The organism is Clostridium sp. LIBA-8553, from assembly GCF_057782465.1.
In genome coordinates this window covers 3,468,411-3,487,746 of the sequence record NZ_CM173489.1, presented here as the reverse complement: position 1 = coordinate 3,487,746, position 19,336 = coordinate 3,468,411, and the positions used below count along the sequence as shown (strand labels likewise).

The window sequence follows — 19,336 nt, the reverse complement described above, 5'->3', positions numbered from 1 at the left end:
CCTAAATATATATTAATTTCAGTAGAATAAAAACTTAGAATAATTCTATTTAAAATATATTTTCTAGAGTAGAATCTATTGTATTCTTTTTGAATCCTACTGATTTTAATATGCAATGATGAATTCCACTAGATATAGCATTAGCTAAAAGCATAACAGTGTATAATCGAGTATTTTGTAATACCATAAACTCTAAGGAACCAGATATATTAACTATGCCAAGAATACTTAAATCTCCTACTAATGGTAGATTTTTGTTTAATGCCATTCCTGGCTTAAGGGATCTTTTTTCAATAAGCACATGCCCAACATTATCAACTGACCCTAGGCATGCATCAATAGCTATAATAAACGGATTTTTATGTTTTGATTTTATTAATTTTAAGGTTTCTTTTAAATTTTTAGCATGAACAGTTTCTTCTAATGTTCCATAAATAAAAATATTATTTTTTGATAAGAATTTAATTTTTTCGCCAATTAAAGGACCAAGAGCATCTCCTGTTGAACGATCAGATCCAATACAAATAAAAATAATAGGTCTATTTTCTTTTATTATTGGACTAAGTTCATTACAAAGATAATCTCTTATTTTAAATGGAGCTTTAGGATCTAAAGAATTTATATAAAAACTTGTACACATGATAACAACCTCCTTATTTGAAATTATCACCAAAATAAAATAGTCTATACTTACAATACATTAACTTTTTTAAATATATTAAAAAATATTATAAAGAATATAAAAAATATAATTCCTAAAAATCCGTTAAGTTCTAGTCCTACAAAAATACATATTAGAGTTAATAAAGGATGTATTCCTAATGTAGATGACATAAGTTTAGGTTCTAAAAATTGACGTAATAAGAAAATAGATAAATATAGTATTAGTAAAAAAATAGCTGAAAAAATATTGCCTGAACTATATGAAATAAAAATAAGTGGAAAATAAATTAAGGGCATGCCTAGTATAGGAATTAAATCCAATAAAGCTGCAAGCACACTAAGTAATAGTGCATACTTAATATTTAAAAAGGAAAATCCTAAAAAGGTTAATATAAAGGAAATAAAAATCAAAAATAAGTATGAAAAACAATAGGTTAAAAACATTTTTTTTATTTCATGTAAAATAGTTAATATTCTCTTGCTATAATTAGAGTTTAAGTAATTAGATAATATTTCGCTGAAGTTAGAGGTATTCAATTCCTTAGATAAAAAATATGTTGATAATACAGTAAAAATAAGGAGCATAAAAGTATATGGTAAATAGCTTATCAATAGAAAAATTTTTTGAATCAATTCTGTGCCAAAAGATAAAATAAATACTGTTAATTCTTTAATAGAAGATATTAAAGTATTTTTTATTAAATTTAGAATAGTATTATCAATAAAATTATTTTCAAGCCAATTTTGAATAGAAATAAAGTAACTATGAAACTCTTTTGAGTTAGTAGATATTATTTCTTGAATGTAGCTCGTTAGTGATGATGATTCATATGCTAAAGATGTAATAAATAAGGTTAATAGTACTATTATTATAAAGAAAAAAATAAATGTACTTATAAAAGAAGATATTCCAACATTAAGTTTAAACTTTTTTATTAAAAATTGAGTTGGAGTTTTTAATAGTAATGAAAAAATAAATGCTAGTAGAAAGGGTAATATATATTTTAATGTATTAAAAAATGTAAAAAATATAAGTGTGTATAAAATAAAAAACACACTTATTTTTTCACCTTTGATTATTAAATTTTTCATATGTCAGAAGTCTACCTCCTTGAAATTAATTCTTTTATAACCTCAACAAATCTATAGACTTCTTCTAATGTATTAAAGTACCCTAAGCTTATCCTTATACTTCCAGTTGGATATGAGCCAACTGTTTTATGAGCAAGAGGAGTACAATGAATTCCTGTCCTACATGTTATATTAAACTCACTATCTAATAAGAATCCTATGAATTCAGGATCCATACCTTCTATATTAAAAGATATTGTTGAAGTTTTCTTTTTTGCATCTATAGGACCATAAAGTTTAACTTCAGGAATTTCAGATAATAAATCCATAGCTTTTTGACATAACATTTCTTCTTTTAACTTTATGTTTTCAATGCCTTCTTTTTCTATGAATCTAATACCTGATAAAAGACCTATTATTCCAGGAGTATTTAAAGTTCCGTATTCAAATTTGTCAGGTAATTCTTGAGGATGTTCCACTAAAGAGGAATTACTTCCTGTTCCTCCAGAAAAAATATTTTTACAAATAGAATTTAACTTATCATCTATAATAAAACCGCCAATTCCTTGAGGACCTAAAAGAGATTTATGTCCTGTAAAAGTTAAAGCATTTAAGTTTAGTTTGATCATATCAATTGGAACTGCTCCTGCAGTTTGAGCCGAATCTAGAATAAAGAATATATTATTTTCCTTGCAAATTTCACCTATTTCTTCAATTGGTTGTATTGTTCCTACTAAATTAGAAGCATGAGATAAAATTATAAGTTTTGTATTATCCTTTATTTTTTCTTTAATTTTTTCAACTGATACAAGCCCTTCTTCATTACATTGAACAATGTCTAATTCCACATTAGGAACTTCTTCACTAATTTTTACTAGTGGTCTTAGTACAGAATTATGTTCTATAGATGTAGTAATTATATGCCAGTTAGGTTTAATTATTCCTAAAAGTAACATATTTAATGATGTTGTAATATTATTTGTAAAAATAACATTTTCGCTTTTGGGAAAATTGAAAAATTTGGCTAATTCATATCTGCATTCATAAACAGCTCTACTACTTTGTAATGCTGTAGACGATGAACCTCTATTTGCGCTTCCTCCTTCAAAACTCATATAATCAGTCATTGCCTTTATTACAGAGTCTGGTTTAGGAAAAGTAGTGGCTGCATTGTCAAAATATATTCTATTCATAATAAAAACCTCACATGAAAATTTTAAATATTCCGTATATGGTAAAACCTAATCCAAGTAAAACCATAAAATATTTTACTCCAGTATGAGCTTTACCTGTAAGCTCTTTCTTTACTAAACCTCCACCTTTGGCAGCCATAAAATTTAATAATATAAACCATCCTAAAGTGGTAACGAACATTGCACTTATAGCTACTGAGAAGAAGTGTCTACCTGAAATTTTCCATATACTCATTATTCCTGCACTTACAGCCATCCAAACTGATAAAGTCATAGGATTTACAAAAGTTATTAAGAAACCATTTATAAAACCACTACCAGTTTTATGACTTTCTATAGTTTTAACACATTTCTCATCTAAACTTTTTTGAGAAGCTTTAAAGACTAAATTTACTATTATAAGAACTAATCCTGAAATAATCCAAAAAGCACATTCTACATACCTATTTAAATTTAATAATTGAGCTACTCCGAAGTTTATTAATAGTATATACAAATAATCAGCCGCTATTGCACCTAAAGAAACTTCAAAGCCCTTTTTAAATCCTTTATCTAAAGATTGGGTTGCAGCTTCTATAGCAGCTGGGCCAAGTGGTATTGATACTAAAAGGCCAGTTATAACTCCAGACAAAATAGCCTTTAAATAGAAAAAAGACATACTCAAACTCCTTTTATAGTTGTTTTTATAAATTCACATAATTATATTATAGTTCAAAATAAGAAACCTTTCATCATTATTTTGAAAGTGTTAACTTTTATAATATATACTTATAATATATACTAATAGCGTTAAATATTTTAAGGAAGGAAGTTTTTTTGTATGAAAGATTTTATAATGGTTTTTAATAATACACATGAGGCTATGGAAGGTGAAAGAATACTTAAAGAAAATGGGATATCATTTATAATAATGCCTACACCAACATACATAACAAAAAGCTGTGGAATAAGTTCAGCTTTTAATAAAGATCAATTAGAAAAGATAGAGAGTTTAGAGATTAAATTTAAAAATATATATTCCATAACAAGCAAAGGTTTTGAAATATATAAATAAGGGTTCTGTTTTTAGTGAATATTGATTTTTAGTTAGTGCTTTAGATATAGCTGAAAATTATTAATAGCTTAAAATAGATCCAAATAAAAAGTATATATAATTAGGTTATAAAGGAGGATTTTAATGTTATTAAATAGCATATTAGGAATTAATTTTGATTTTGATTATATTAATCTTGGAGCAATCAAAATACCTTTATCAACAATTGATTTTTTATTGAAGAAATTTATAACCATAGTGGTTATATTTATATTAATGGCAGTTACTATTAAGGTAGGAGATAGGATAATAAATAAAGCTGTTAAAAAGCAAATCGATACAAATTTTAAATTTTCTATAGATGCTAGAAAAGCCAATACTATAGGAACTTTATTAAAGAGTATAGTAAGATATTCTGTATATTTTATAGGCATAACAACAATGTTATCAAGTATATTTGGAAATATATCTTGGGCTTTTGCATCTGTTGGGGGTGTTGCAGTAGGTTTAGGAGCACAAAGTTTTGTTAAAGATGTAATAAATGGAATTTTTATACTTTTTGATGATCAATATAATGTTGGAGACTATGTAACTATTGAAGGTGTAAGTGGGGTTGTTGAGACTATAGGACTTAGAACAACAGAACTTAGAGATTTTGATGGTTCTCTTCATATTATTCCTAATGGTATGATTAGAATAGTAACGAATGATTGTAAGGGGAGTATGAGAGTACAAGTAGATGTTGGGATAGCTTATGAGGAAGACATAGATAATGCTATACAAGTAATAAATGAGGTTTGTGATAAATACAATAAAGAAAATACGAACATAACAGAGCCTCTAAAAGTTTATGGGGTTACAGCTTTAAATGATTCTAGTGTAAATATTAGAGTATATGGTAAAACTAAAGCAATGGAACAATGGGGAGCTGAAATAGAATTAAGAAAGCGTATTAAAATGGAATTGGATAGACAAGGTATAGAAATACCATATCCAAAGACTGAGATAATAAAGGATTAATTTATAGGGGGTAATTTATTATGATTAATAAATTTTATCTAGGTGATATAGTTAAGATGAGAAAAGTTCATCCATGTGGCAGTGATGAATGGGAAGTTATAAGAATTGGTGCGGATGTTAAGATAAAGTGTTTAGGGTGTGCAAGAATCGTAATGCTACCTAGATCAAAATTCCAAAAAGGGGTTAAAAAGATTGTAAAATCTAATGCTCCAGAGGAAGAAATTACTGAATAAAAATTTTAAAAAATAATTTTTAAAAAGTTATGTTTACATTAATAAAGAGGGTTGCAATAACCCTCTTTTAATGTTAGAATATTTAATTGTAATCCCTGCTATGCTAGAGCATAGCCATAGTCCAGAGGGAGGAGGTGTAAATGATGAGAAAATATGAAACTATATTCGTAGCTCACCCATCATTAGACGAGGAAGCAGTTAAAGCTTTAATCGAAAAATTCAAGGGTGTTATAGAAAACGGAAATGGTACAGTTGACAACGTTGATTTCTGGGGTAAGAGAAAATTAGCTTACGAAATCGCTAAAGTTAACGAAGGTTACTATACTTTAATCAACTTCACTGCTAACCCAGAATTACCAAAAGAGTTAGACAGAGTATTTGGAATCACTGACGGAATAATCAGACACATCATCGTTAAAGAAGAGCAATAAGAGGTGATCGTAAATGAATAAAGTAGTTTTAATTGGTAGACTTACTAAAGATCCAGAGCTTAGATTTGCTGCAGGAAGCGGTACAGCAGTTGCGAGATTTACACTAGCTGTAAATAGACAATTCAAAAAAGATGAAGCTGATTTTATTAGTTGCATCGCTTTTGGAAAAACTGGTGAAACCATAGCTCAGTATATAACTAAAGGTAGACAATTAGCTATCTCAGGAAATATCAGAACTGGCAGTTATGAAGCTCAAGACGGAACTAGAAGATATACTACTGATGTAGTTGTTGAAGGTTTTGATTTCATCGATTCAGGAAATGGTGGAGCAAGAGGAAACTCAGGCTTTAATCAAGGAAATGATTTCGGTGGTTCTTTCGGTATGCCAGACAATTCATTTAGTGATTCATCATTCAATAGTAATGATGACATGACACCAATTGATGATGGAGATATTCCATTCTAATTCAGATTTTAGGTAAGGAGGGAAATCGTGATGAGTAACAACGTAAAAAGAGGCGGAAAATTCAGAAGAGCAAGAAAAAAAGTTTGCATATTCTGCGTTGATAAAGCTGAATCAATAGATTACAAAGATGTATCTAAATTAAAGAAATACATCACAGAAAGAGGTAAAATATTACCAAGAAGAATTTCTGGAACTTGTGCTAAGCATCAAAGACAATTAACAGATGCTATCAAGAGATCAAGAAATATCGCATTATTACCATTCACAACTGAGTAATGGTTACAAAACCCCTGATATTTTCAGGGGTTTTTTTATTATATATTAAAATTATGTTATTGAGGTTGATTGAAGTAGATTATTAAACTTTTTTTATTATATAAATTAAATTTTTTTCAATTTAATGCGGTGAGTATATTAAAGTGTACAAGTTTCCTTATGTAAGTGTACACTTTAATATAAATTCTGCTAAAGATAAGAGTTAGCTAAAGTAACCTCTGAATTAAGTCTTATTTTGACTTATAGCTATTAATTCTAAAGTTTCAACCTAAAGATGTCACTAAGAATTGTTATGCGCCTAGGTAAATTCGGCTAAGATTCAAAGCAAGTAAAAGCTTTCCTTGAATCAAGTCTCATTTTATTGCATAAGACTATAAAAATAAATAAAATAAAGGTATATAATAAAGGGTATAATTGGGAGGGGATTATGAAGAAAGATAATTTTAATATCATGGGAGATATAAAGGTTATTGAAGAGATAAAGGCTCAAATTATCTGTATATTAGGAGAGTTATTTACTCTTTTAACAAAGGGAAGCAATGTAGCAAAAGATGCTATAGTGAATTGCATAGCATCTTTAATGATTTTACTATACATTTTGGCAGATAAATTAGGTCATTCTGCAATAGAAGTAGATGAGACTATGAAAAAAAGTTTAAAAATTGGTATAGTTGAAGAAGATAATTTAGAGAAGCAAGGAGGTAATTTAACTAAATTATTTAATCACTTAAAAGAAAGAAGATAGTCTATTTGGAGGAACATATGGAACAAAAGTTTAAGAGTAAATCTATAGTGGAAGCTGGGATTATGTCAGCAATAACATTTATATTAATGATGCTTACTAGTTTACCAGGCATAGGTCAAATAATAGCCTTTGCAGTTCCAATTCCTATAGCTTTACTATATTTAAAATATAATCTTAAAACTTTTCTTTGTTCTGTTATTATTGTTGGAATTTTAATTGGAATATTTATGGGACCAGTATATGGAGTTCAAGCAGTAATAACAAATGGAATTATAGGATTAGTTTTAGGAACCTGTGTTAAGAAGAAATTTTCTGGAGTAAAGTCCTTTGTTTATTTAATTTTAGCTAATACAGTTGGTGTAATAGTAGAAATAGGATTAATGTTTTCGATTTTTACAGGAATTACTTTTCATCAATATATTGATGAAATGGTGAAAGTATTTAATGAAGCTGCTAAGATGAGTGAACAGATGGTAGGGACTACAGCAGCTAATGCACAAATGATAGAACTTATGAAATCTGTAGATGCTAATTTTATAATTACTATGCTTCCTATAGCTGTAATAACACTTATAATATTAAGAGCATTTTTAAGTTACGTTGTTGGTAAGGCGATTATTAATAGTTTAGGATTTAAGTTAAATAGCCTACCACCATTTTCAAAGTGGTTCTTTAATCCACTGCTTATTGCAGTTGTTGTTTTAATAAATATGATAATTATATACTTAGTAAGTAAAGGTATAATAAGTAATAAGGGAATTTACCTAGTTACTCTTAATTTATTATTTATGATGCTTCTTGTTCAAGGATTAGCTGTAATTTCAAATTTATTAAAATATAAATTAAAATTTAGTAATGTTTTAATAGTTTTTATTAGTATATTATTAGTTACTTCAATGCCAACATTATTCGCTTTATTAGGAATAGTTGATGTTTTAATTGACATAAGAGGTGTAGATCCAAATAGTTTAGGAAGTTATATGAAGGAGAAACTAAAAAAGAGATTGCAATAACTAATGATTATATTTAGTAAGGAGCTGTTAAAATGAAATCAATATTAGAAGATTATAATAAATTTTTGGCTTACTTTGCATTTATAGTTTTATCATGCTTAGTGCTTTGGAAATTAAATTTGAAAATTGTAGCTTTGGTAATATCTTTTATATACATAATTTATTTAATTTATAAAATCTCTAACTTTTTAAGAGAAGAAAAAGATGAAGAAGAAAAGATAGATAAATTATATAGAGATATAGATGGGAAGGTTAAGGATAATATTTTTAATTTGATTTTTCCTTTAACCATATTAAACTCTACTGGAGAAATAATATGGTATAATCACAAGTTCAGTAAACTTATAAATAATGATGATTTATTAGAGACAAATTTAGTATCTGTTATAAAAGGAATAGCTTTAGATAAGGTGATTAGAACAGGAAAGGAAAATTCTCAAAATATAAAAATAAAGAGTAATATTTATGAAGTATATAGTGAGAGTTTAAAATTAGATGAATCAGGAGATAAATTTTTCTTAGTTTTCTTTAATGATGTTACTTATCTAAAGAAGGCTACTAAAGAAAGTATAATGCTTTTAGAGGTTGATAACTTTAGTGAGGTTTTAAAGACAATAGATGATGACAAAAAACCATTGCTTATAGCAGAGATAGAAAGAACTATAAATAATTATGGAAATTCACTAAATGCTATGATAAAAAAATATGATAGTAGTAAATATATTTTATCTGTGGATGATTCTATTATTGGTAAGGAAATTTCTAAAAAATTTGATATACTAGATACTATAAGAGAAATTAACCTAGGAAATGAAATAGAGGTCACATTGAGTATTGGTGTTGGTAGAGGTGGAGAAACTCCAGCAAAAAACCAAGATGATGCTACAAAAGCTAAAGAATTAGCTTTAGGAAGAGGCGGAGACCAAGCAGTTATTAAATCAGGTAAAAAAATTGAGTTTTTTGGAGGTAATGCCAAAGAACTTGAGAAGAGAACAAGAGTTAAGGCTAGAGTTGTAGCTCATGTATTGAAAGAACTTGTTTATGAAAGTAGTACTGTTTATATAATGGGACATAAAAGTCCTGATATGGATTGTTTTGGCGCTTCATTTGGTTTAGCATCAGTAGTGAAGAAGTTAGGAAAAAATGTTAATATAGTATTAGAAAAAGATACTAATGCTATAGAATTTTTCTTAGATAGAGTTAAAGAAAAAGAAGAATATAGTAAATTATTTATATCTACTGAGGAAGCTAAAAAGAATATAGATGACAATACTTTATTAATAATATTAGATGTTAATAGTGCAAACTATGTATTGGACAGAGAGCTCACAGAACTTATTGAGAGGGTAGTTGTAATAGACCATCATAGGAGAAGTCCAGAAGATATTAAAGGTGCGTTATTAAATTATATTGAGGTATATGCTTCATCTACATCAGAGCTTGTTACTGAGATGGTTCAGTATATGCTAGACAAACCTAAGTTAAATAGAATTGAAGCGGAAGGGCTTTTAGCTGGAATTTATATAGACACTAAGAATTTCTCTTTTAAAACAGGAGTAAGAACCTTTGAGGCAGCTTCGTTCTTAAGAAGATTAGGTGCCGACACAGTAGAAATTAAAAAGATATTTAGTAACAACTTAGAAAATTATATAGCAAAAGCAGAAATAATAAAGTCTGCAAAGGTAGAAAATAAAATTGCAATAGCTATTTGTCCAGATAATATTACAGATACAGTTGTGGCAGCTCAGGCTGCTGATGAACTTTTAAATATTACTGGAATACAAGCTTCATTTGTTTTAATAAAATTAGGAGAAGATGTTGCTATAAGTGCAAGGTCTTTAGGTGATATTAATGTTCAGGTAGTGCTTGAAGAGTTAGGTGGAGGCGGTCATATGACCATGGCTGGTGCTAAACTTAAGAATGCTACAGTTGAAGAGGCTATAGAAAAAATTAAAGAAGCTATTGTAAAAAACTCAAGGGAAGGTGAATAAAATGAAAGTAATATTACTTCAAGACGTTAAAAAACTAGGCAAAAAGGGCGATGTTATAAATGCATCAGATGGATATGCAAGAAACTTTTTATTTCCAAAAAAATTAGCTCAAGAAGCTACAGATAACAATCTTCATATATTAAATAATAAAAAAGAAAATGAAAGAAGACAAAAATTAGCTGAATTAGAAGCTGCTCAGGCTTTAGCTGCTGATTTAAAAGATAAAGTAATAAAAATCGAAGGTAAGGCTGGAGACAATGGAAAATTATTTGGAGCTATAACAAGCAAAGACGTAGCTGGACTTATCAAAAAACAATTTAATGTAGAAGTTGATAAAAAGAAAATAGTTATGGATACAATAAAAGTTGCAGGAACTTATAACATAGAAGTTAAACTATATCCAGAAGTTTCAACAAAAATGAAGGTTATGGTTGTTCCTGTTCAATAAGAGGAGGATTCTATTTTGAAATCAATTAAAGAATTAGAGGTTCTACAAGATGTTATGAATAGCGAACTGGGAGTAGAATCTCAAGTTGAAGCACTAAAAGATATAATAAATAACATATTAGATGAAGGTGCATTTAGAGCAAGAGTTATAAGATTTAAAGTACAAAATTATATAAATTCAAGTGATCCTTATGAAAGACTTTATGGATTAAGCAAAATTGTTTCTGAAGGAAAGGGATTAAGCGAAATTCCAACTGAAGAAAATATAAATGAGGCTTTAGAAGATGTTTGTGCTATGATATCAGATGCTATTGCTAGAAGATATGTTCAAAACAAAATAGAAAAAGAAGTTGAACAATTCTTAATGGAAAAGCAAGAAAAGTATGTTGATGAACTTAGAGTAAACATAATGAAAAAGAAAAAAGGTCCTGAGAATGCTAAGACAGAGAAAAAACTTGAGGAACTTGAAGAATTAGATGAAAGAGTTCCAAACAAGAATATAATGTCTTTATTAAGACCTGATTCATTTGAGGAAGTTGTAGGTCAAGAAAGAGCTGTTAAATCACTTCTTTCAAAACTTGCTTCACCGTATCCTCAACATATAATTCTTTATGGCCCTCCAGGGGTTGGTAAAACAACAGCTGCTAGAATCGCTTTAGAAACAGCGAAAAAATTAAAGTCAACTCCATTTGACGATAGATCAAATTTCATAGAAGTTAATGGAACAACTTTAAGATGGGATCCAAGGGAAATTACAAACCCGCTTTTAGGTTCAGTTCATGATCCTATATACCAAGGTAGTAAAGAGATTTAGCAGAAATAGGGGTACCAGAACCAAAACCAGGCTTAGTTACTGAAGCACATGGTGGTATATTATTCATCGACGAGATTGGAGAATTAGATGAAATACTTCAAAACAAACTTTTAAAAGTTTTAGAAGATAAGAGAGTTGAATTCTCATCATCTTATTATGATCCAGATGATGAAAATACACCTAAATATATAAAATATCTTTTTGATAAGGGAGCTCCAGCAGATTTCGTTCTAATAGGAGCAACAACGAGAGAACCAGGTGAAATTAATCCTGCTCTACGTTCAAGATGTACAGAGGTTTATTTTGAACCACTATCATCAAAAGACATTGAAAAGATAGTTTTAAATGCAGCTAAGAAACTTAACGTTAAACTTGAAGAAGGTTTAGAAAAGAAAATAGCATCTTACACTATAGAAGGTAGAAGAGCTGTTAATATATTAGCAGATGCTTATGGTCATGCTATTTATGGATTAGAAGGAGAAGTTCCAGAAGACTTAGAAATAACTTCAAAAGATTTAAATGAGGTTTTAAGCATTGGAAGATTTACTCCATATGAAATATTAGAAAACTTAGAGAATAAAGAAGTAGGTCATGTTTATGGTCTTGGAGTTTCAGGATTCTTAGGTTCAACAATAGAGATTGAAGCTACTGCTTTTAAAGCTAAGAAAAAGGGCGCTGGAAGAATAAGATTCAATGATACGGCTGGTTCTATGGCTAAGGATTCTGTATTTAACGCTGCATCTGTAATAAGAAAGATTACTGATAAGGATATACATGATTATGATATACATGTTAACGTAATTGGAGGAGGAAAAATTGATGGACCTTCTGCAGGAGCAGCAATAACAATATGTATAATGAGTGCTTTATTAGAAAAACCAATAAGACAAGATTTAGCTATAACTGGAGAAATTTCTTTAAGAGGAAAGATTAAGCCAGTTGGAGGTATATTTGAAAAGATATACGGTGCTAGAAGAAAAGGAATTAAGTTAGTAACTGTTCCTAAAGACAATGAAAATGAAATCCCTAAAGGATTAGAAGATATAGAAGTTAGAGCTATAAGTTCTATTGAAGAGCTTATGGATATAGCATTTAATTAATAAAGAAGCCTAGAGTAATTCTCTAGGCTTTTTAAATGTAATTATTAAAAGCATATAATAAACAAAATAATTTTATAGTTTTTTCAATAAATTTAATTTATTATATATATAGATTATTTTAATTTATTTAAATTAAGATAATACATGATTTATATTGTTTTAAATAGGTTAGAATTAAGAAAAAAAGCATTATATTAAATTGGATTTATAACATACTTTATGATATAGTATAAATTTAGTGATTATATAAATTTATAAAAGAAATTAAACTAAGAATGTTTTTAGGTCAATTAAATTATCTAAAAATTTTTAATAATATTAGAAATTTTATTTTCAAGGAAAGGAGGAAATTTAGGAATAATGGAGACACCAGTAATGAAGAGTTTGCCGCAAAGTATAGAAGCAGAGCAATCTGTTTTAGGTGCAATGATAATAGATAGAACTACCATCGCTCAAGCAGCAGAGGTTTTAAATAAGGATTCATTTTATAGAGATGCTCATAAGGTGATATTTCAAAGCATAATTGAAATGTATCAAAGAGATCAGGCTGTAGATCAGTTAACTTTATTAGAATATTTAAAATCTACAGATAGACTTGAAAAAGCTGGTGGTATAAGTTATGTAACGGAAATAAGTGCATCTGTACTTAGTACAGTTAATATAAAATCATATATAAAAATAGTTGATGAAAAAGCAATGTTAAGAAGGCTTATAAAATCTTCTACTGAGATTATAGAGAACTGCTATAACAATCAAGACGATGTTGAGAAGGTTATAGATTCAGCTGAAAAGAAGATATTTGATTTATCAGAAAAGAGATCATCAAATGATTTTGAACCATTAAGCGCTGTCCTTGAAAGAGGTTTTGAACAAATAGAAGCCATATTTAATAATGAAGGAGAGCTTACAGGTGTTGGTTCTGGATTTAAGGATTTGGACGAGATGACATCTGGATTCCAAAAAGGAGATATGGTGCTTATTGCTGCTAGACCATCTATGGGTAAGACTACATTTGCTCTTAATATAGCAGAACATGCTGCATTAAGAGAGGGAAAAAGTGTGGTTATATTTTCTCTAGAGATGTCAAAGGAACAGCTTGCATATAAATTATTATGTTCAGAAGCAAATGTTGATATGCTAAGTCTTAGAACTGGTAAATTAGGCCCTGAAGATTGGGACAACATAGCTAGAGCATCAGGACCACTAGCATCAGCAAAAATTTACATAGACGATACTGCTGGGGTTTCAGTAATGGAAATGAGATCTAAATGCAGAAGACTTAAAATGGAATATGGAATAGATCTTATACTTATAGACTATCTTCAACTTATGAGTGGTAGTGGGGAAAGTAGACAACAAGAGGTATCAGAAATCTCAAGAAATATAAAGGCTATAGCAAAGGAAATGGAATGTCCAGTTATAGCTTTATCACAGCTTTCTCGTGCGCCAGAACAAAGAGCGGATCACAGACCTATGTTATCTGACCTTAGAGAGTCAGGGTCAATAGAGCAGGATGCTGACCTTGTTATGTTCTTATATAGAGATGAATATTATAACAAGGAGACAGAAGATAAAAACGTGGGTGAATGTATAATAGCCAAACAGAGAAACGGCCCAGTTGGGACTGTTAAACTTGCATGGCTTGGTCAATACAGTAAATTTGCAGATTATGAAGGTATTCATAAAGATGTTTAATGAAATTAGGACATATCAATATTGATTTGATATGTCCTTTTAATTTTATAGTTGGTAGCCTTATATAAAAGGTATATAATAATTACAATATTATATTTTTAGAGGAGAAGATGATATGAGTAAGAAAATTGGATTCATAGGCTGTGGAAATATGGGAAGTGCCATGGTTGGTGGAATATTAAAATCAGGTATTGTTGCTAAAGAAGATATCATAGCCTCATGTTCAAGAGAAGAAAGTGCTAAAAGAATAAGTGAGAGCTTAGGAATAAATACAACTCTTGATAATAAAGAAGTTTGTTATAATAGCGACATAATATTTCTTGCTGTTAAACCATATATGTACGAAAAAATAATAAAAGAAATAAGAGACTATATAGGTTTAAATAAAGTTATTGTTACTATTGCCGCTGGTATTAATTTAGGTGATGTTGAGAAATGGTTCAATAAAGAAACTAAAATAGTTAAAACTATGCCTAATACACCAGCTTTAGTAGGTGAGGCAATGAGTGCTATTTGCCCTAATGAATTAGTAAGTGAAGAAGAGCTAACAGAAGTTACGAATATATTTAATGCCTTTGGAAAATCTGAGGTATTAAGCGAAAAAGATTTTCATGGATTTATAGCTCTTTGTGGATCATCACCAGCATATGTTTATATGTTTATAGAGGCTATGGCAGATGCTGCTGTTAGAGAAGGAATAACTAGAGAGAAAGCTTATAAGTTAGCAGCTCAATCAGTATTAGGTTCAGCTAAAATGATTTTAGAAACAGGAGAGCATCCAGCTAAATTAAAAGACAATGTTTGTTCACCAGGAGGAACAACGATTGAAGCGGTTTTAGAGTTAGAAGAAACCGGATTTAGAAGTTCTGTAATGAGTGCAATGAAAAAATGTGCAGAAAAATCTAAAAAAATGTAATGTTTTTATTGACAAAAAATAAAAACATATATATAATTTAGTTATGATAATCATTATCAATTAGAAATTGATTATTATTCATGAACTGGATAAACACAAACAAACATAACAAACATAACAAACAAACATAATAAAACTCCTACAAAAACTCCTAGAGATTCTAGGAGTTTTTTTATTTTATATTAATTTATATGATGTTACAATGATTTTGATTTTATTACTTTTATTGTAAAAATTATCAATAAAATAACAAAAAATTAAAATAAAATTATATTGAAAACTATTGCATAAGGATATTAAAAGTTTTAAAATGGAAATATAAGGAAGATGGTAATAACAACATGAAATACTTACAAAGATGTATTACTAGTTGTCTATTAGCATATATATATATTAAAGCAAGAGTAAAGGGGGATTGAAAATGCCAATAGTACATTTTAGAGTTGATGGAAGATTAATTCATGGACAAGTTGCTTTAGCTTGGTCTAAAATGACAAATCCAAATCATATCATAGTTGCTAATGATATGGTAGCAAGCGATCCTAATCAACAAGCAATACTAAAATTAGCTGCTCCAAAGCAGGTAAGATTATCAATGCAACCAGTTGATAAGGTTATTGCATACTTAAATAGAGGACTAGCTCCTAATGAGAGAGTTTTTTTATTAGTTAAGGATGTAATAGATGCTAACAGACTTTATGAGGGTGGATTAAAGCACATGGATTTAAATGTGGGTAACATGACTCATAAACCAAATTCAAAGAAATTAAGTGAAAAGTTATTTGTTACAGAGCCTGAATTTGAAGCATTAAAAAGCTTATTAGCTAAGAATGTTAATTGCTACTTCCAAATGATTCCGACAGATTCAAAACAGGACATTAAACCATTAGTAGAAGTTTTCAATAATTAATTTTAAGGGAATTATACAATTTAATAATTAGGGGGATATGTTTATGCAAGAAATAGGAATTATACAGATATTACTACTCTCTGTGTGGGCTTTCCTAAGTATCAATGAGATGTTAGGTCCTTACTTAGGTTTATGGCATAGACCATTAATCGCTGGTGTTGGAGCAGGTCTTATCTTAGGAGATATAAACACTGGTCTATTCGTTGGTGCTACTTTAGAGATGATGTCTCTAGGTGTTCACTCATACGGTGGAGCTGTTGTTCCAGACTATACTACTGGAGCTATTCTAGGTGTTACTTTTGGACATTTAACAGGAAGTTATGAAAGTGGTATCGCATTAGGAGTTCCGATAGCTTTATTAGGATCATACTTAGATGTATTAGCAAGATTATCTACTGGAATTTGTGCTCATAAAGCAGATGCACATGCTGCAAAAGGAAATTTAAAAGGCATGTGGAAATGGCATTTATTTGGATCAGTTCCATGGGGATTATCAAGAGCAATACCTGTTTTCGTAGGAGCATATTTTGGTTCAGAGGTTGCAACTGCATTTATAGAGAAAGTTCCTGTATGGTTAACTAATGGATTCGCTGCTGCAGGTCATGCAATGCCAGCATTAGGGGTTGCAATATTATTAAACTACTTACCAATAACTAAGCAATGGTACTTTGCTATCATGGGATTTATTTTAGTATGTTTCTTAAACTTACCAATGATCGCAGTTGGTTTAGTAGGTCTTATAACTGCTGTTATTTACGTTGAATTATATTACAAAAATGAAGGCACTAAAGTAGATAATGAAGCAGATTTTGATCAGATAGGAGGCGAATTCTAATGGAATCTAAAATAACGAAAAGAGATTTATGGCAGGTCTTTTTAAACCATTTATTATTACAAGTTTCTTGGTCATATGAAAGAATGCAAGCCTTAGGATTTGCTATTTCTATATCACCAATATTAAAGAAAGTTTATAAAGATGACCCAGAGGGCATGAAAAACGCTTTAACTAGACACATGGAGTTCTTCAATACTTGTCCTAACTATGGTGCGACAGTTATCTTGGGTATAGTTGCTGCTTTAGAGGAGCAAAAAGCTGATCCAGAACTTATCAGAGGTATTAAGACTGGTATGATGGGGCCTTTAGCAGGTATCGGAGATAGTATGATGTTCGCAATCTTAGGACCATTACTAATATCTATACCAGCATCTATGGCTTTAACTGAAGATTTTACTGGTGCTTTAATAGCTCTTATCATAACACAAGTTATATTCATAGGTTGGAACTTATTTGTTAAATGGAATCTTATAAGATTAGGTTATCAAAAAGGTGCTGATTTAGCTACAAGCTCAGCAGGTATTATGGAAAAAGTTACTTTTGGAGCTGGAATATTAGGATTAGTAGTTGTTGGTGGTATGGTTGGTTCAATAATCAACATAACAACTCCAATTCAAGCTAATTTTGGAGGATATGAGTTTATTCTTCAAACAACTTTGGATAGCTTATTCCCTAAATTACTTTCTGTTTTAGCTGTTGTAGGAGTATTCCATTTATTAAGAAATAAGAAATGGAGTCCAGTTAAAATAGTTATATGCATGTTCGTAGTATTTACTGCTTTAGGTGCTTTAGGAATAGTTGCATAATAATTAAATAAGTATATTTAGCTTAAATTTAAGAGTTTCCATCTAGTTTAGGTGGAAACTCTATTAATAAATAGAGGTTTTAGGAGGAAAAAAGAATGATAGGGGTATTAGTAGCAACTCATGGAGAAATGGCAAAAGGAATTTTGGATGCAATAGATATGATATGTGGAACACAAGAAAAGTTTCAAATAGTATCTTTGAAAAGAGGACAAGATGCTGAAAGTTTTGGAGAGGAAATAGGAGAAAGAATCACTGAGCTAAATGATGGTGATGGAGTAGTAATTCTTGTAGATTTATTAGGAGCAACTCCAATGAATCAATCAGCTTTAAACTTATATAAGTCAGAGACAGTAGAAGTAATTACAGGTGTTAATTTACCTATGGTTGTTACAGCAACAATGGAAAGAGAATGTGTTAGCAATATAAAAGAGTTAGTTGAAAAGATAAAAAATGATGGAAAAGACAGTGTTTGTAGCGTAAGAGAATTATTAAACGTATAAGAAAGTGGGGAGACCAATGAAAACTTTTATGATTATTTTATTAATATTAGTAGCAATATTTTTAGTTTGGTATATTGTGAGCTTTAGAGGAGTTAATAAAGATAAAGTCAAGATAATAGAGCAACAAAGCAATTTAAAAGTAGGATCAAATGTTGTTTTAAATAGTGGAATACATGGAAAGGTTTCAAAGGTTAACAAAGAAACTATAGAGGTCGTAATAGATAAGGCAAAGAATGTTACTATAACAGTTGAAAGATATTGTATCTCTAAGGTTCTATAAAATTGAAAATAATAGTTTTAAAATAACTCACAGTATCTTATGTGCTGTGAGTTTATGTTTTATAAAGAAAAATATTGAAAAAAAAGAATAAATATGATAACACTATAGTAGTATTATTAGAAATTAGGGGTGGAAGAATGTTTAAGAGAAGCAGAGGCATAGCTCTATACCATCAATTAGAGACTGAGCTAATTGATCTTATAAATAGAGGAGAACTTAAGGAAAATGATAAACTGCCATCTGAAAGAGAATTATGTGATCAATATAATGTTAGTAGAACAACAGCTAGACAAGCTATTGGAGAGTTAGAAAGAAAAGAGTATGTATTCAAGATTCATGGAAAAGGAACCTTTGTATCTCCTAAGGTTTATAAGCAGCAATTATTAAAATTTTATAGTTTCACAGAAGAAATGAGAAAACTCGGTAAAAATCCGTCTTCTGAAATATTATCTTTTGATTTAATAAAAGCTGATGAGAAGATTGCGGAGAAGTTAAGGGTAGATGAAAATTCACAGGTATATAAAATATTAAGGTTGAGAATAGCTGATAATATTCCAATGATGCTAGAGTTTACTTATTTACCTGAGTATAGATTTTTAGATTTAAAAGAAAAAATGCTTCAGGAAAAGCCTATGTATGATATATTCAGAGAGGTTTATAATGTTAGTATAACTAAGGCTAAGGAGAGTTTTAAACCAATATTAATATCAAAGAGTGACTCTAAGATATTAAATGTAGAAGACGGTACAGCTGCAATGAGGATTGAAAGAGTAACATTTGAAAATAATAGAGTTATAGAATATACAGTAAGTATCTCAAGAGGAGATAAATTTGAATATACTGTAGTGTTAGAGGAAGATTAATAAAAGAAAAGAGATAAACTATTAAAAAACCACAG

Annotated in this window: 22 protein-coding genes and 1 pseudogene; 19 read left to right on the top strand and 4 right to left on the bottom strand. The window is 29.4% G+C overall.

Going from position 1 to position 19,336, the window contains the following annotated elements:
* Nucleotides 1-49 precede the first annotated feature (49 nt).
* Genes yyaC through AC2JAQ_RS15915 form a run of 4 tightly spaced genes read right to left on the bottom strand, consistent with a single transcriptional unit; the run spans nt 50 to nt 3,585 of the window.
* Entirely contained in the window at nt 50-640 is a 591-nt protein-coding gene (yyaC, locus tag AC2JAQ_RS15930; RefSeq protein ID WP_488457240.1) for a spore protease YyaC, read from the bottom strand.
* 50 nt (nt 641-690) lie between these two features.
* Nucleotides 691-1,755: a sporulation integral membrane protein YtvI gene (gene ytvI / locus AC2JAQ_RS15925; protein WP_488457239.1), complete on the bottom strand. Its 1,065-nt coding sequence runs from the start codon at nt 1,753-1,755 to the stop codon at nt 691-693.
* An 11-nt stretch (nt 1,756-1,766) separates the two neighbouring features.
* Nucleotides 1,767-2,927: a cysteine desulfurase family protein gene (locus AC2JAQ_RS15920; protein ID WP_488457238.1), complete on the bottom strand. Its 1,161-nt coding sequence runs from the start codon at nt 2,925-2,927 to the stop codon at nt 1,767-1,769.
* A gap of 10 nt (nt 2,928-2,937) precedes the next feature.
* Nucleotides 2,938-3,585 (bottom strand): LysE family translocator, encoded by a 648-nt coding sequence (locus AC2JAQ_RS15915; RefSeq protein ID WP_488457237.1) that lies wholly within the window; start codon nt 3,583-3,585, stop codon nt 2,938-2,940.
* Between the two features lie 162 nt (nt 3,586-3,747).
* On the opposite strand from AC2JAQ_RS15915, the gene AC2JAQ_RS15910 reads away from it, so the two are divergent.
* The 19 genes and pseudogenes from AC2JAQ_RS15910 to AC2JAQ_RS15820 all read left to right on the top strand — a co-directional run bounded on the left by AC2JAQ_RS15910 (nt 3,748) and on the right by AC2JAQ_RS15820 (nt 19,301).
* On the top strand, nt 3,748-3,981 hold the full coding sequence (locus tag AC2JAQ_RS15910) for a putative Se/S carrier protein (RefSeq protein ID WP_423240327.1): 234 nt from the start codon (nt 3,748-3,750) through the stop codon (nt 3,979-3,981).
* Nucleotides 3,982-4,104: 123 nt separating this feature from the next.
* On the top strand, nt 4,105-4,980 hold the full coding sequence (locus AC2JAQ_RS15905; protein ID WP_488457236.1) for a mechanosensitive ion channel family protein: 876 nt from the start codon (nt 4,105-4,107) through the stop codon (nt 4,978-4,980).
* Nucleotides 4,981-5,000: 20 nt separating this feature from the next.
* Entirely contained in the window at nt 5,001-5,213 is a 213-nt protein-coding gene (locus AC2JAQ_RS15900) for a DUF951 domain-containing protein (protein ID WP_488457235.1), read from the top strand.
* Nucleotides 5,214-5,356: 143 nt separating this feature from the next.
* Nucleotides 5,357-5,644: a 30S ribosomal protein S6 gene (gene rpsF, locus AC2JAQ_RS15895; protein WP_003479405.1), complete on the top strand. Its 288-nt coding sequence runs from the start codon at nt 5,357-5,359 to the stop codon at nt 5,642-5,644.
* A gap of 13 nt (nt 5,645-5,657) precedes the next feature.
* Nucleotides 5,658-6,110, top strand: a complete 453-nt coding sequence (locus AC2JAQ_RS15890; RefSeq protein WP_322504918.1) for a single-stranded DNA-binding protein — start codon at nt 5,658-5,660, stop codon at nt 6,108-6,110.
* A 30-nt stretch (nt 6,111-6,140) separates the two neighbouring features.
* Nucleotides 6,141-6,386 carry a 30S ribosomal protein S18 gene (rpsR, locus tag AC2JAQ_RS15885; protein ID WP_423240324.1) on the top strand — a complete coding sequence of 82 codons (246 nt, stop codon included), beginning with the start codon at nt 6,141-6,143 and terminating at the stop codon, nt 6,384-6,386.
* A gap of 427 nt (nt 6,387-6,813) precedes the next feature.
* Entirely contained in the window at nt 6,814-7,131 is a 318-nt protein-coding gene (locus AC2JAQ_RS15880; RefSeq protein WP_322504916.1) for a MazG-like family protein, read from the top strand.
* 17 nt (nt 7,132-7,148) lie between these two features.
* Nucleotides 7,149-8,144 (top strand): DUF2232 domain-containing protein, encoded by a 996-nt coding sequence (locus AC2JAQ_RS15875; protein WP_488457234.1) that lies wholly within the window; start codon nt 7,149-7,151, stop codon nt 8,142-8,144.
* A gap of 32 nt (nt 8,145-8,176) precedes the next feature.
* Entirely contained in the window at nt 8,177-10,135 is a 1,959-nt protein-coding gene (locus AC2JAQ_RS15870; protein ID WP_488457233.1) for a DHH family phosphoesterase, read from the top strand.
* A gap of 1 nt (nt 10,136) precedes the next feature.
* A complete protein-coding gene (gene rplI, locus AC2JAQ_RS15865; protein WP_423240320.1) occupies nt 10,137-10,583 on the top strand; it encodes a 50S ribosomal protein L9 in 447 nt (148 codons plus the stop codon).
* A 15-nt stretch (nt 10,584-10,598) separates the two neighbouring features.
* Nucleotides 10,599-12,496, top strand: a pseudogene (gene lonC / locus AC2JAQ_RS15860) (Lon family ATP-dependent protease).
* 360 nt (nt 12,497-12,856) lie between these two features.
* On the top strand, nt 12,857-14,191 hold the full coding sequence (locus AC2JAQ_RS15855) for a replicative DNA helicase (protein ID WP_488457232.1): 1,335 nt from the start codon (nt 12,857-12,859) through the stop codon (nt 14,189-14,191).
* A gap of 115 nt (nt 14,192-14,306) precedes the next feature.
* Nucleotides 14,307-15,107, top strand: a complete 801-nt coding sequence (gene proC / locus AC2JAQ_RS15850; protein ID WP_488457231.1) for a pyrroline-5-carboxylate reductase — start codon at nt 14,307-14,309, stop codon at nt 15,105-15,107.
* Between the two features lie 421 nt (nt 15,108-15,528).
* Nucleotides 15,529-16,017, top strand: coding sequence for a PTS sugar transporter subunit IIB (locus AC2JAQ_RS15845; protein ID WP_423240316.1), 489 nt, complete (start codon nt 15,529-15,531; stop codon nt 16,015-16,017).
* A 43-nt stretch (nt 16,018-16,060) separates the two neighbouring features.
* Nucleotides 16,061-16,852 (top strand): PTS mannose/fructose/sorbose/N-acetylgalactosamine transporter subunit IIC, encoded by a 792-nt coding sequence (locus AC2JAQ_RS15840; protein WP_488457230.1) that lies wholly within the window; start codon nt 16,061-16,063, stop codon nt 16,850-16,852.
* The gene (locus AC2JAQ_RS15835; protein ID WP_488457229.1) at nt 16,852-17,658 is read left to right on the top strand and encodes a PTS system mannose/fructose/sorbose family transporter subunit IID; all 807 of its coding nucleotides are present in this window, start codon (nt 16,852-16,854) and stop codon (nt 17,656-17,658) included. The genes AC2JAQ_RS15840 and AC2JAQ_RS15835 overlap by 1 nt, the downstream gene beginning before the upstream one ends.
* Nucleotides 17,659-17,753: 95 nt before the next feature.
* A complete protein-coding gene (locus AC2JAQ_RS15830; RefSeq protein WP_488457228.1) occupies nt 17,754-18,158 on the top strand; it encodes a PTS sugar transporter subunit IIA in 405 nt (134 codons plus the stop codon).
* Between the two features lie 16 nt (nt 18,159-18,174).
* A complete protein-coding gene (gene yajC, locus AC2JAQ_RS15825) occupies nt 18,175-18,438 on the top strand; it encodes a preprotein translocase subunit YajC (protein WP_488457227.1) in 264 nt (87 codons plus the stop codon).
* A gap of 137 nt (nt 18,439-18,575) precedes the next feature.
* A complete protein-coding gene (locus AC2JAQ_RS15820; protein ID WP_488457226.1) occupies nt 18,576-19,301 on the top strand; it encodes a GntR family transcriptional regulator in 726 nt (241 codons plus the stop codon).
* Nucleotides 19,302-19,336 lie beyond the last annotated feature (35 nt).